13 protein-coding genes are annotated in these 13,435 nt (G+C 59.4%); 3 read left to right on the forward strand and 10 right to left on the reverse strand.

The window, feature by feature from the left end; genetic code table 11:
* Window positions 1-87 precede the first annotated feature (87 nt).
* From ubiB to ubiE, 3 genes are read right to left on the reverse strand one after another with little or no spacing between them, the layout of a single operon-like run.
* Window positions 88-1,692: a ubiquinone biosynthesis regulatory protein kinase UbiB gene (gene ubiB, locus IB252_RS18905; RefSeq protein WP_134101070.1), complete on the reverse strand. Its 1,605-nt coding sequence runs from the start codon at window positions 1,690-1,692 to the stop codon at window positions 88-90.
* Window positions 1,689-2,312, reverse strand: coding sequence for an SCP2 domain-containing protein (locus IB252_RS18910; protein ID WP_033055343.1), 624 nt, complete (start codon window positions 2,310-2,312; stop codon window positions 1,689-1,691). The genes ubiB and IB252_RS18910 overlap by 4 nt, the downstream gene beginning before the upstream one ends.
* A complete protein-coding gene (ubiE, locus tag IB252_RS18915; RefSeq protein WP_007948968.1) occupies window positions 2,312-3,082 on the reverse strand; it encodes a bifunctional demethylmenaquinone methyltransferase/2-methoxy-6-polyprenyl-1,4-benzoquinol methylase UbiE in 771 nt (256 codons plus the stop codon). The genes IB252_RS18910 and ubiE overlap by 1 nt, the downstream gene beginning before the upstream one ends.
* A 154-nt stretch (window positions 3,083-3,236) precedes the next feature.
* Between ubiE and IB252_RS18920 the strand changes: the two genes are divergently transcribed.
* The 3 genes from IB252_RS18920 (at window position 3,237) to IB252_RS18930 (ending at window position 5,025) form a co-directional block, all read left to right on the forward strand.
* Window positions 3,237-3,512, forward strand: a complete 276-nt coding sequence (locus IB252_RS18920) for a polyhydroxyalkanoic acid system family protein (protein ID WP_192409891.1) — start codon at window positions 3,237-3,239, stop codon at window positions 3,510-3,512.
* A 249-nt stretch (window positions 3,513-3,761) separates the two neighbouring features.
* On the forward strand, window positions 3,762-4,184 hold the full coding sequence (locus IB252_RS18925; protein WP_074872868.1) for a phasin family protein: 423 nt from the start codon (window positions 3,762-3,764) through the stop codon (window positions 4,182-4,184).
* Window positions 4,185-4,194: 10 nt separating this feature from the next.
* Complete coding sequence (locus tag IB252_RS18930; RefSeq protein ID WP_192409892.1) at window positions 4,195-5,025, forward strand: phasin family protein; 831 nt, start codon at window positions 4,195-4,197, stop codon at window positions 5,023-5,025.
* Between the two features lie 207 nt (window positions 5,026-5,232).
* Here the strand turns inward: IB252_RS18930 and IB252_RS18935 are convergent, their stop codons facing one another.
* From IB252_RS18935 to hslV, 7 genes are all read right to left on the reverse strand, one after another.
* Window positions 5,233-5,853: a TetR/AcrR family transcriptional regulator gene (locus tag IB252_RS18935; RefSeq protein WP_008149531.1), complete on the reverse strand. Its 621-nt coding sequence runs from the start codon at window positions 5,851-5,853 to the stop codon at window positions 5,233-5,235.
* 59 nt (window positions 5,854-5,912) lie between these two features.
* Entirely contained in the window at window positions 5,913-7,595 is a 1,683-nt protein-coding gene (gene phaC, locus IB252_RS18940; protein ID WP_192409893.1) for a class II poly(R)-hydroxyalkanoic acid synthase, read from the reverse strand.
* Window positions 7,596-7,723: 128 nt separating this feature from the next.
* Entirely contained in the window at window positions 7,724-8,578 is an 855-nt protein-coding gene (gene phaZ / locus IB252_RS18945; protein ID WP_111449378.1) for a poly(3-hydroxyalkanoate) depolymerase, read from the reverse strand.
* Window positions 8,579-8,824: 246 nt separating this feature from the next.
* Complete coding sequence (phaC, locus tag IB252_RS18950; RefSeq protein WP_192409894.1) at window positions 8,825-10,504, reverse strand: class II poly(R)-hydroxyalkanoic acid synthase; 1,680 nt, start codon at window positions 10,502-10,504, stop codon at window positions 8,825-8,827.
* A 257-nt stretch (window positions 10,505-10,761) separates the two neighbouring features.
* On the reverse strand, window positions 10,762-11,139 hold the full coding sequence (locus tag IB252_RS18955; protein WP_008025216.1) for a gamma-butyrobetaine hydroxylase-like domain-containing protein: 378 nt from the start codon (window positions 11,137-11,139) through the stop codon (window positions 10,762-10,764).
* 119 nt (window positions 11,140-11,258) lie between these two features.
* Window positions 11,259-12,599, reverse strand: a complete 1,341-nt coding sequence (gene hslU, locus IB252_RS18960) for an ATP-dependent protease ATPase subunit HslU (protein ID WP_192409895.1) — start codon at window positions 12,597-12,599, stop codon at window positions 11,259-11,261.
* Between the two features lie 55 nt (window positions 12,600-12,654).
* Window positions 12,655-13,185 (reverse strand): ATP-dependent protease subunit HslV, encoded by a 531-nt coding sequence (hslV, locus tag IB252_RS18965; RefSeq protein ID WP_007899242.1) that lies wholly within the window; start codon window positions 13,183-13,185, stop codon window positions 12,655-12,657.
* Window positions 13,186-13,435 lie beyond the last annotated feature (250 nt).

The following is a 13,435-nucleotide window of genomic DNA, read 5'->3' on the forward strand; positions in this document are numbered from 1 at the left end:
CGACTCCGATGCAGGCCCACACTTCATGAATAGAAGCCTACGTGAAATTCAGCATTGAAACAGTGTGCCAGCGTGCGGGGACGCTGGCTATCGGCGAACGACCAGATACAAACCAACCGCCACCATGATGCCGGCCGGCCAATGACCCAGTTCGTTCAGCGGCCCACCGGCAGCGAGTATCGTGCCGCCGGCCAGGTGCGCACAGCCGAGCAGTCGCAGCAGCCAATCGTCCTTGCGGCGGTGCCACGGTGGCGGCGGGTCGTAGGCGTGGGGCTGGGACATGCGTTCGAGCAGGTCGCGGGCCATGTTGGCCAGGTGCGGCAGCTGTTCGAACTGGCTCTGCACGTTGCCGATCAAGGCTTTGGGGCTGACGCGCTCACGCATCCAGCGTTCGAGGAACGGCTGGGCGGTGTTCCACAAATCGAGGTCCGGGTACAACTGACGGCCCAGGCCTTCAATGTTCAGCAGGGTTTTTTGCAGCAAAACGAGCTGCGGCTGCACTTCCATGTTGAAGCGCCGGGCGGTCTGGAACAGGCGCATCAGCACCTGGCCGAAAGAAATATCCTTTAACGGTTTTTCGAAGATCGGCTCGCACACGGTGCGGATCGCCGCCTCGAATTCGTTGAGTTTGGTTTCCGCCGGCACCCAGCCCGAATCGATGTGCAATTGCGCCACACGACGGTAATCACGCTTGAAGAACGCGAACAGGTTGCGCGCCAGGTAGTCCTGGTCTTCCGGCGTCAGGCTGCCGACGATGCCGCAGTCGATCGCGATGTACTGCGGGCTCCACGGGTTCACCGTGCTGACGAAGATGTTGCCGGGGTGCATGTCGGCATGGAAGAAACTGTCGCGGAACACCTGGGTGAAGAATATCTCGACGCCGCGCTCAGCGAGCATTTTCATGTCGGTGCGCTGGTCGGCCAGGGTCGCGAGGTCGGTGACCTGAATGCCGTAGATGCGCTCCATCACCAGCACTTTTGGCCGGCACCAGTCCCAATAGACTTGCGGCACGTAGAGCAGCTCCGAGCCGTCGAAGTTACGTCGCAACTGGCTGGCGTTGGCCGCCTCGCGCAGCAGATCGAGTTCGTCGTAGATGGTTTTTTCGTAGTCCTGGACCACGTCCACCGGGTGCAGCAGGCGCGCGTCGGCCGAGAGCTTTTCGGCGGCGCGGGCGAGGATGAACAGCCACGCCAGATCCTGCGCGATGATCGGTTTGAGCCCCGGGCGGATGACCTTGACCACCACTTCTTCGCCGGTTTTCAGCTGCGCGGCATGCACCTGAGCCACCGAAGCCGAGGCCAGCGGTTCGACGTCGAAGCGGCTGAAGACTTCGCTGATTTTTTTGCCGAGCTGTTCTTCGATCAGATTGACCGACACTTGCGAGTCGAACGGCGGCACGCGGTCCTGCAGCTTCATCAGCTCATCGGCGATGTCTTCGGGCAGCAGGTCGCGGCGGGTGGACAGGATTTGCCCGAACTTGATGAAAATCGGTCCCAGGTCCTGCAACGCCAGACGCAATCGCGCGCCGCGGCTCAGGTCCAGCGTCTTGCGCGGGAACCAGCGCCACGGCAAGGCGTAGCGCAGCGCCAGCAGAAACCACGGCAGTGGCAGGGCGAACAGCAGGTCATCGAGGCGGTAGCGAATCACAACGCGCTGGATGCGCAACAAACGGCGGACGGCAAGCAGCTTCATGCGTTATCGCTTGGGTCGAGGGATCGGGAGAGGCGCTCGAAACGCGCCTCGAGACGTTCCAGATCGAGTTTGATCTGGTCCAGTTCACTAAAACGGGCTTCGGCTTCGCGCTGACCGACGAGGGCGCGCGATTCTTCGGCCAGGTACTCGCCAAGGTTCTGGTTCAGGCTGGCGAACCCTTGCTGATACCAGCGTGCGCGACTGCGCAGGTGACCGCCGAGCAATTGCGTGGCGACCGGTCCCAGCCAGCGCGAGAGTTCGTACTCCCAGTCCAGCTCAAGGTCCTGAAGGATCGCCGCCAGCTCCAGCAGCACGCCGCTGTCGCCGTCGAGTTCGACTTCAGGAGCATGCAGGACCGACGTCTTGTCCTTGCTCATGGCCAGTTTCAACAGGCTGGAGGCCGGTGCGCGCAAGGTGCAGTCGGCGCCGGTTTCCCAGTGGGAAGCCAGCATCAGGCCTTCGTCGCTGGGCAGGATGAACACTTGCAGCGCCGGGCTTCGGCAGTCGACCGCAATCACCTTGCCACTCAAATGCGCCAGTCGCGGCAACGCCGTGCTGTCGAGACGCAGCACCCGGTTCAGACCGAGTTCAACGCTGGCGAGCAGGCCGGCCAGCAACATCAGGGCTTGATGCCACGGTGCAGGGCGACGATGCCTGCGGTCATGTTGTGGTAGGTCACGCGGTCGAAACCGGCCTCGACCATCATCGACTTCAGGGTTTCCTGATTCGGGTGCATGCGGATCGATTCGGCCAGGTAGCGATAGCTTTCCGAGTCGTTGGTGATCAGCTTGCCCATCAGCGGCATGAAGGCGAACGAGTAGGCGTCGTAGGCTTTGGACATCAGCGCGTTGGTCGGTTTGGAGAACTCCAGCACCAGCAAACGGCCGCCCGGTTTCAGTACGCGCAGCATCGAGCGCAGGGCGTCTTCTTTATGGGTAACGTTGCGCAGGCCGAAAGCGATGGTCACGCAGTCGAAATGGTTGTCCGGGAACGGCAGCTTTTCAGCGTCGGCCTGAACGAATTCGACGTTACCGGCCACACCCAGATCCAACAGGCGGTCACGACCGACCTTGAGCATGGATTCGTTGATGTCGGCCAACACCACCTGGCCGGTCGGGCCAACGAGGTGCGAGAACTTCTTGGTCAGGTCGCCCGTGCCGCCAGCGATGTCCAGCACGCGGTTACCGGTGCGAACACCCGACAGCTCGATCGCGAAACGCTTCCACAGACGGTGCATGCCGCCAGACAGGAGGTCGTTCATCAAGTCGTACTTGGCGGCTACCGAGTGGAATACCTCAGCGACTTTTTCCGCTTTTTGGCTTTCCGGAACGTTTTTGAAACCGAAGTGAGTGGTGGGTTCGGCATCACTGCCTTTGCGCTGATCAGTCATATCGCTGTCACCAGAAGAGAATGCGGGACATTCTAATCCCGGTGGCCTGCTTTGTCTTGGCAAGGCTGCAGGTAAGATAGGTAACCACCGGGACGTTTTGCCGCAGTAGCGGTCAAGATCTTCAGGGAAGTATTCATAAAGCAGGAGTCATTCGATGGCCCGTATTAGTGTTGAACGTGCCCATGGCCTGGGTAAGGAAGCGGCCCGCGAGAAGGCTGATCTGTTGGCGCAGAAGCTGTCCGATCAATATGGCCTGGAGCCGCAATGGTCCGGCGACACCCTGAACCTCAAACGTTCCGGTGTGAAAGGCGCGGTGTATGTGGGCGAGGATTCGATCCGCGTCGATGTGGAGTTGGGCCTGATGATGTCGGCCATGAGCGGCATGATCAAATCGGAAATCGAAAAGGCGCTGGATAAAGCGTTGGCGTGATTCGGTCTTCGCATGAAACGGGATCAAATGTGGGAGCCAGCCTGCTGGCGATGAGGGCTCGTCAGTCAACATAGATGTTGTCTGATACACCGCCATCGCCAGCAGGCTGGCTCCCACATTTGTTTTGTGGTGTGCCCAAGGATTTGTGTCAGTTGTTAGGGTGCCGTTTCTAATTTTTCTCCCTACTTTGTGCCTGAGCCCGACGCTTTCGCGGGCAGTTCCTCAAACCTTCTGCGCGTGAGGTGCACCATGGCCAAAGTTATTTTGAAGAAAAAAATCGACGCTTCGACAACTGCTCTGAGCGACGTTAAATCTTATGCCCGCAAGATCTGGCTGGCAGGCCTGGGTGCCTACACCAAGGTCGGCCAAGAGGGCAGCGAGTACTTTCAAGAGTTGGTAAAGGCTGGTCAAACTGTTGAAAAGAAAGGCAAAAAAGTAGTTGCCGAGAAACTTGAAGCGGCCAATGCCGAGATCGATGAAGCCAAGAGTGAAGTAAGCACTTTCAAAGGCAAGGTCGAACTTCAACTCGACAAGGTCGAGAAGGCTTTTGACTCGCGTGTCGCAAGTACCTTGAATCGTATCGGCATTCCGTCTAAACATGACGTTGAGACACTCTCTGCCAAGCTCGATGAGCTGACGGCATTGCTCGAACGCGTCGCGCGTAAATCTTAAGGAGAACGGGATGGCTGGTAAAAAGAACACCGAAAAAGAAGGCAGCTCGTGGATCGGGAAAGTCGAAGACTACTCCCGCAAAATCTGGCTGGCTGGTTTAGGCGTGTACTCGAAGATCGACACTGACGGCAGCAAGCTCTTCGATACATTGGTTAAAGACGGCGAGAAAGCCGAGAAGCTCACCAAGAGCGCTGTCGGCAAAAAAGTCGATGCTGCCAAGGACTCCGCTTCGTCGGCCAAGTCGCGCATCAGCGGCGTGAAAGATCGCGCACTGGGCAAGTGGGATGAGCTGGAAGGGGCTTTCGACAAGCGTCTGAACAGCGCCATTTCGCGCCTGGGTGTACCGAGCCGCAATGAAGTCAAAGCACTGCACAGCAAGGTCGATACCCTGACCAAGCAAATCGAAAAACTCACTGGTGCCAAGGTGGCGCCTGTTGCGGCGAAAACCGCGGCGGCCAAACCTGCAGCGAAGTCCGCTGCCAAACCACTGGCTAAAGCTGCCGCTAAACCGGCTGCCAAACCAGCGGCCAAAACTGCCGCAGCGAAACCTGCAGCAGCCAAGCCAGCGGCCAAAGCAGCAGCAAAACCAGCCGCTAAACCGGCTGCCAAAACTGCAGCGGCCAAACCCGCTACCAAGCCAGCGGCCAAACCTGCCGCAGCGAAGAAGCCAGCGGTGAAAAAGCCGGCAGCGCCGAAAGCAGCTGCACCAAAACCAGCAGTAGCTGCCGCCAAACCGGCAACCCCGGCTCCGGTCAGTGCATCGAACTCCGCGACTGCGCCGACCCCTGCTGTAACCCCGACTGTCGCGCCAGCTCCTTCGACGCCAACCAGTCAGTCCTGATTTTCAGGGCTCAAGAAAACGCCCGGCCTGCAAAGGTCGGGCGTTTTTTTATGCATGGAATTCTGGAAAGCACCACAAGTCCCTGTAGGAGCTGAGCTTGCTCCGGGCGGCGTTCCGACGATCGCGGTGGGTCAGCCAACATTAATACCGACTGACACGCCGCCATCGTCGGAACGCCGCCCGGAGCAAGCTCAGCTCCTACAGGGGTTACTCGTGTTCTTCGAGGTATTGAAGGGCCATCTGCTCCGTCGCGACCTTGATCGGCGGCAACAAATGCGGCGCCACCAGCATCATGATCTGGTACACCACCAATCTCACCTCACCCTCGCGATCAAGAATCCGCTGATAGTCCAGCGAGAACAGCAGTGTCATGGTGATCTGTTCCACCAGTTGCCCCAACGCCTGGGTATCGCTGACCAATTGCCCCTGAGCCTTCAATCGTGCGAGCAACGAAGCCAGTGTGCGCTTCAGCGCATTGAGCAGGTTGCGTATGCCCTTGGCCAGTTTCGGCAAGCGCCCGGCGAGGTTCGACAGGTCCTGGAACAGAAACCGGTAATGGGCCAGGCGCTCGACGATCAGGTGCAGGAACAGCCAATAATCTTCCGGTGCCAGCTCCACATCGGCCGGTGGATCGAGCAGCGGCGCCAGTTCGGCCTGGAAGCGCTCGAACAGTCCGAGAATCAATGGTTCCTTGCCGTGGAAGTGGTAGTAGAGGTTGCCCGGGCTGATGCCCATTTCGTTGGCAACTTCCATGGTGGAGACGTTCGGCTCGCCCTTGTGATTGAACAACTGCAAAGCACATTCGAGAATCCGGTCGCGGGTTTTCATCCAGTCTTCTTAATGGTCGAGTCATGCCACGGCCGGCGCCGGCCGTGGTTCGTTGTCAGTCAGCGCACGCGCACATAAGTGCCGGGTGCCGCTTCCATCGGTGGATAGTTCTGGTTGCCGAGCGCCATGTGGGTTTCTTTTAGCGCGCCTGAACGTTCTTGAATCCAGCCCAGCCACTGAGTCCACCAACTGCCGCTGACTGGCTTGGCGTCGTAGTACCAGGCCCTTGGGTCAGCGCTCAGCTTCGTGCTCTCGACAAAGTTGGCTTTCGGGTTTGAGGGTGGGTTGAGAATGCTCTGCACATGACCGCTGTTGGACAGCACGAAGCGCCGCTCGCCACCCAGCAGCAGGGTCGAGCGGTACACCGCATCCCACGGGGTGATGTGGTCGTTGATGCCCGCGACGCTGAAGCTGTCGACGGTGACTTTCTGCAAGTCGATCGGTGTGCCGCACACTTCCAGACCCCCCGGATGACTCATCGGGTTGTGTTTGAAGAAGTCCAGCAAGTCGCCATGCAAGGCTGCCGGCAAACGTGTGTTGTCGTTGTTCCAGTAGAGGATGTCGAACGCTGGCGGCTCCTTGCCCAACAGGTAGTTGTTAACGAAATAGCTCCAGATCAAATCGTTGGGGCGCATCCAGGCGAAGACCTTGGCCATGTCGCGGCCGTCCAGCACGCCTTTCTGATAGGAGCGACGCTTGGCCGCTTCAAGCGTCTGTTCGTCGGCGAAGAGGGTCGCCGGCGAGTCCATCTGACTGTCGAGCAGGCTCACGAGGTAGGTCGCGCTGGACACCCGCCGCAGTTGTCGCTTGGCCTGCAAATGGCCTTGCAGGGCGGCAATGGTCAGCCCGCCCGCGCAGGCGCCCATCAGGTTGACCTCGCGAGCACCGGTGATCGCCCGGCACACATTCATCGCTTCTTCCGCGGCTTCGACGTACGTCGACAGCCCCCATTCGCGATGACGCACATCCGGATTGCGCCAGCTGATCATGAAGGTTTGCAGGCCGTTCTTCAGGGCGAACTGGACGAAGCTGTTGTGCGGGCTCAGGTCGAAAATGTAGTACTTGTTGATCTGTGGCGGCACCACCAGCAGCGGTTTGGAATACTGCTTTTCGGTCATGGGCTTGTACTGGATCAACTCCAGCAGCTCATTGCGAAACACCACGGAGCCCGTAGTGGTGGCGACCGTTTTGCCGACCTCGAAAGCTTGTTTGGTGACTTGTCTGGGCAGACCGTCGTTGTGCAGGAAGTCGTCGACCAGGTGGCTGATGCCTCGCACCAGGCTGCTGCCGCCGGAGTTGAAGATCTCCTTGATCGCCAGCGGATTTAGCAGGCTGTTGGACGGTGCCATGGCGTCGTTGAGCAAGGCGAAGGCGAAGTGCGCGCGGGCGCGATCGTCCGGAGTCATGTTGCTCTCGTCGATCCAGTGTTTGACCTGCTTCTGCCAGCTCAGGTAAGCCTGCAAACTGCGGCGATAAAAAGGATTGAGGCTCCACGCCGGGTCGGCAAAGCGATTGTCCTGCGGATTGGTCGGGTGCAGGGTTTCGCCCAGCAGTACGCGGCCCAGTTGACCGCCCAGCTTCAAGGCGTGTCGGGCGGTATGCACCGGGTTGCGCAATCCATGGGCGGCAACGCTGCGCAGGGTGGAAAACAGATCCCGCCCACGCAAACCGGAAATCGCACTCTGCGCATTAATGAACGCGGCGGGAGTGGGCAAAAATTCCCTCGCTGGTTTTTCGCGCATGAATCAACACTCCTTCGTCTTCAGGCCAAATACAGTTACACCGAACCAGAACACCATAGACGCTGTTGCGGATTGTTGCGCGGCGCTGCGTCTTCCCGACCCCTTTTTGTAACAAAAGCCAGGGCCGATTAGCCGCCCAATGGCGCCGGATGCGGATGCATCACGGCACGCTGACGTTCTTCCTGGAGAAACTTCATGATAATCGGTGCCACTGCTTCGGCCCGGGTAATCAAGAACAGATGCCCGTCATCGATGATGTGCAATTGGGCGTTGGGAATCCGCCAGGCCAGTAACCGCATGTTGACCAACGGAATCAGTGGATCGTCGTCACCGGCCAGTACCAGGGTTGGCTGGTTGATCTTGTGCAACCAGTGAATGCTGGTCCAGCCGAGGCCGGCGAACAGCTGCCAGTAGTAACCGAGTTTGCCTGCCGAGCGGACCTTGGCGGCATGGCTGGCGGCCAGGGTCGGATCGCGACGGAATGCACCGCCATAGATCATCGGCGCAATGCGAATCACGTGAGACGGCTGGATGTAGCGTCGTGGGCTGGCCATCATCCACAGGACTTTCGGCTTGCCCGGCACCATCACCGTGCCAGCCGCCGTGGCCGCCAGAACGAGTTTCTTGCAGCGCTCGGGATAGTCGTAAGCGAACTGCTGGGCGAGGGCGCCACCCCACGACACGCCGATTACGTTGACTTGCCCGTAGTCGAGATAGTCGAGCATCCGCGCCGTGAGTTTCGCCAGGCCCGGAAAGCGATACGGTCGCCTTGGCGTCGACGAACCGCCGACACCAGGGACGTCGAAAGCGATGACTTCCAGGTCCGGGTCCAGCGCGGCGACGAACGGAAACACCAGCTCCAGGTTGGCGCCGATGCCGTTGAAAATCAGCAAGGGCGTCAAGTGAGGCTTGCCGGGGCGTACTGCCGTGCGGAGGGTCTGGCCATCCAGGTCGACGGTACGGAATATGAACGGTTGCGGCATGCTTCAGGCCCTGTGGGTCACTGTCTCAATTTCACCCCCGATCCCCTGTGGGAGCTGAGCTTGTGTGGTGAGGGGATTTAGCGACACGTCGCACCGCCCCGTTCGACTGCGAAGCAGTCGTAAAACCAATGCCCTCGGTGTAACTGATACACCGAGGCTGCAGGTTTTGGGGCGGCTTCGCCACCCAACGGGGATAAATCCCCTCGCCACACAAGCTCGCTCCCACAGGGGGGCGAGGTGTGTCAGTTATCGCTCATGCACATAAGTGCCGGGTGCAGCTTCACCCGCCGGATAAGCCTTGTTGCCCAAACTGCTTGGAGACTTCTTCAGCTTGCCGGAACGCTCGGCTTGCCATGCCTGCCAGTGCAGCCACCAGGAATCGGTGTGCTTGGTGGAGTTTTCGTGCCAGTCCTCGGCCTTGACCGGCATCTCGGTGCTGGTCATGTAGCGCGATTTCGGATTGCCCGGCGGGTTCAGAATGCTCTGGATATGCCCGCTGCTGGACAGCACGAACTCAACCTTGCCACCGAACAGTTGCGCCGATTTGTAGCAGGACTTCCACGGGGTGATGTGGTCGTTGGTTCCGGCCAGGGAGTAGATGTCGGCAGTGACCTGCTTCAGATTGATCGGTGTGCCGCACACTTCCAGTGCATCGGCGCGGATCAATGGGTTGGTCTTGAACATCTCGATCAGGTCGCCATGGAACGCTGCGGGCAACCGTGTGGTGTCGTTGTTCCAGAACAGGATGTCGAACACCGGCGGCTCGTTGCCCAGCAGGTAGTTGTTGACCCAGTAGTTCCAGATCAGGTCGTTGGGGCGCATCCAGGCGAAAACTTTCGCCATGTCGCGGCCTTCCAGTACGCCGGCCTGATAGGAGTGGCGCTTGGCGGATTCGAGGGTCTGTTCGTCGACGAACAGTGCAACGTCGCTGTCCAGGGTGGTGTCCAGCACGCTGACCAGCAGCGTCAGGGCGTTGACCTTGTTCTCGCCGAGCGCGGCGTAGTGGCCCAGCAGGGCGGTGCAGGTGATGCCACCGGAGCAGGCGCCGAGCATGTTGATGTCTTTGCTGCCGGTGATCGCGGTGACCACGTCGACCGCTTCCTTGAGCGCTTCGATGTAGGTCGACAGACCCCACTCACGCTGCTCCTTGGTCGGGTTGCGCCAGCTGACGATGAACGTCTGCATGTTGTTGCGCAGGCAGAAACGCGCCAGGCTCTTGTCCGGGCTCAGGTCGAAAACATAGAACTTGTTGATCTGCGGTGGCACCACCAACAGTGGGCGCTCGTGCACCTGCTCGGTGGTCGGCCGATACTGGATCAGCTCCAGCACATCATTGCGAAACACCACCGCGCCTTCGGTGACGCCCAGGCTCGTGCCGACCTCGAACGCGCCCATGTTGACCTGGCTCGGCATGCCGCCGTTGTGCACCAGATCCTTGGCCAGATGGGAGAGGCCGTCGAGCAGGCTTTTGCCGCCGGTCTCGAAGAAGCGCTTGACCGCCGCCGGGTTGGCCGCACTGTTGGTCGGGGCCATGGCTTCGGTCATGAGGTTGATCACGAAATGCCCGCGTGCGACGTCCTTGGGCGAGAGGTTGCTTTCGCCGATCCAGTCGTGGAGCTCCTTGCGCCACGCCAGGTAAGTTTGCAAATAACGTTTGTAGAGCGGGTTCTGACTCCAGGCCGGATCGGAGAAGCGACGGTCATCGCTTGTCGGTTGCAGCGCGGATTTGCCGAACAGCACGTTCTTCAGTTCGATACCGAAATGAGCGACATGCTTTGCACTGTGAATCGGTTGTTTGATGGCCTGGGTCAGCACCATTCGGGCAGAGCCCAACAGATCTTTTCTACGCAGTCCAACGACCGGATTCAGCCCCAAGGTATTTTCCGAGGCCTGAACTTTCAGGTCATCGTTATTCTTGTTACTCATCTACGACGCTCCATTGTCCTGAGACGAATACCTGGGTCCAGCTGTGCAGTCCACAGCCAATGCCAGGTACTACTGCTCGGGTGACCGTTAATTCTGCATCGCTGCTTTTTAGTTCAGAGAGCACTGCAGGTACCTTGCCAGCTCCATTGGTTACCCGAGTTTAATTTTTTTCGCAAGCGGGCCAATCGTTGACCCGAAAGCGGAGCATTCAAACAGATGGAATTAGAAAATGCCTTCTAATGAGCGAAAGGCCTGAGCTAGAGCATCAGCTTGACGACGGATTCGTTCGGATCGCGGGTCTTTCCGGCGGCTTTGAGTTCGGCAAGATAATCGTTCCAGAGATCCTCTTGGCGCACGCCCAGCTGGTACAGATATTCCCAGGTGAACAGGCCGCTGTCGTGGCCGTCGTCGAAGGTCAATTTCAGTGCGTACTGACCGGCCGGTTCGACCTTGGTCAGGCCTACGCCGATCTTGCCAAATTGCAGGATAGGTTTGCCGTGGCCCTGGACCTCGGCGGAAGGAGAGTGCACGCGCAGGAACTCGGCGGGCAGGTGATGCTCCTCGCCGGACGCATATTTCAGCGACAGGGTTTTCGAGGCTTTGTGCAGTTTGATGTCGGTGGGGAGTTGGGTCATGACCTGGAGTCCGTCTGTAGGCGCGTGGTCTGACTCCTGTAGGAGCACAGCTTGCTGGCGATGGCGATCTTAAGTGCGCTATCGCCAGCAAGCTGTGCTCCTACAGAGGGTCGCTTGGCTTACAGGATATAACGGGACAGGTCTTCGTTCTGCGCCAATTCGCCCAAGTGGCTGTTGACGTAATCGGCATCGATCAGGATCGCCTTTTCGTCGTGGGCGCTGGCCAGATCACCGGCGCTGAACGACACCTCTTCAAGCAGGCGCTCGAGCAGCGTGTGCAGGCGACGGGCACCGATGTTCTCGGTCTTCTCGTTGACCTGCCAGGCGATCTCGGCAATGCGCTTGATACCGTCCGGCTGGAACTCGATCACCAGGCCTTCGGTTTTCAGCAGGGCGCAATATTGCTCGGTGAGCGAGGCGTGCGGCTCGCTGAGAATGCGTTCGAAGTCTTCAGGCGTCAGCGCCTTGAGTTCGACACGAATCGGCAGACGACCTTGCAGCTCAGGCACCAGATCGCTCGGCTTGCTCAGGTGGAACGCACCGGATGCGATGAACAGGATGTGGTCGGTCTTGACCATGCCCAGTTTGGTGTTGACGGTGCAGCCTTCGATCAGTGGCAGCAAGTCGCGCTGTACACCTTCACGGGAGACGTCGATGCCACCGGAGTTGCCGCGCTTGGCGACCTTGTCGATTTCGTCGATGAACACGATGCCGTGCTGCTCGACCGCTTCCAGCGCCTTGGCCTTCAACTCTTCTTCGTTGACCAGGCGACCGGCTTCTTCGTCACGCACCAGTTTCAGTGCTTCCTTGACCTTGATCTTGCGGCTCTTGCGTTTGCCCTTGCCCATGTTGGCGAACAGGCTCTGCAATTGGTTGGTCATCTCTTCCATGCCCGGCGGCGCGGAGATATCGACACCGGTCACTTCGGCGACTTCGATTTCGATCTCTTTGTCATCCAGCTGGCCTTCGCGCAGGCGCTTGCGGAACAGTTGGCGGGTGTTGGAGTCAGCGGACGATCCGGCGTCTTCGTTGCTGAAACCCATGCGTGCCGGTGGCAGCAGGGCGTCGAGGATGCGATCTTCGGCGGCGTCTTCGGCGCGGTGGCGAACCTTGGTCATTTCCTGTTCGCGCAGCAGCTTGATCGCCGCGTCGGCCAGGTCACGAATGATCGATTCAACATCGCGGCCGACATAGCCGACTTCGGTGAATTTGGTCGCTTCGACCTTGATGAACGGCGCGTTGGCCAGTTTCGCCAGGCGACGAGCAATCTCGGTTTTACCGACACCGGTCGGGCCGATCATCAGGATGTTTTTTGGCGTGACTTCAACGCGCAGCTCTTCAGGCAGCTGCATCCGGCGCCAGCGGTTACGTAGCGCGATGGCGACGGCGCGCTTGGCATCGTCCTGGCCGATGATATGGCGATTGAGTTCGTGGACGATTTCACGGGGAGTCATGGACATAGTAATTGGCGGTCCTCAGATAAAAGTGAGCCGTGGCGTGGTGGCCAAAACAGGCTTACTCAGCGAGGTCCTGCTCCTCAATGGTGAAGGTGTGGTTGGTGAATACACAGATGTCGCCGGCGATGCCGAGGGCGGTTTCGACGATTTCCCGGGCCGACAGATCGGTTTTCTTCAGCAGCGCGCTGGCGGCGGCCTGGGCGTATCCGCCACCGGAACCCATGGCGATCAGACCTTCTTCGGGTTCGACCACGTCGCCGTTGCCGGTGATGATCAGAGAGGCGTCTTTGTTCGCGACCGCGAGCATGGCCTCGAGGCGGCTGAGGGAGCGGTCAGTGCGCCATTCTTTGGCGAGTTCGACAGCGGCGCGAACCAGGTGGCCCTGATGTTTCTCAAGCTGGCCTTCGAAGCGCTCGAAGAGGGTGAAGGCGTCAGCGGTGGCCCCGGCAAAACCGGCGATCACCTGACCGTGGTACAGGCGGCGAACTTTCTTCGCATTGCCTTTCATCACGGTATTGCCGAGCGAAACCTGGCCGTCGCCGCCCATGACGACTTTGCCGTGGCGGCGAACTGAAACGATGGTGGTCAAAGGGAGAGTCTCCACGCAGCGGGGCGAAAATGCCTTATGCCAACTCATATGGGGGTGGTGGAGAGGATTTCAACGGTGGGGGACGAATGGCATGCGATAACTGTGGCGAGGGGATTTATCCCCGTTCGGCTGCAGAGCAGTCGCGAAACCAGTGCCCGCGGTATGTCTGATACTCCGCAGGTGGAGGTTTGAGGGCCGCTGCGCGACCCAACGGGGATAAATCCCCTCACCACAGGTTTGTGGGCGACCT

It is taken from the genome of Pseudomonas sp. PDM10 (genome assembly GCF_014852295.1).
GTDB lineage: Bacteria > Pseudomonadota > Gammaproteobacteria > Pseudomonadales > Pseudomonadaceae > Aquipseudomonas.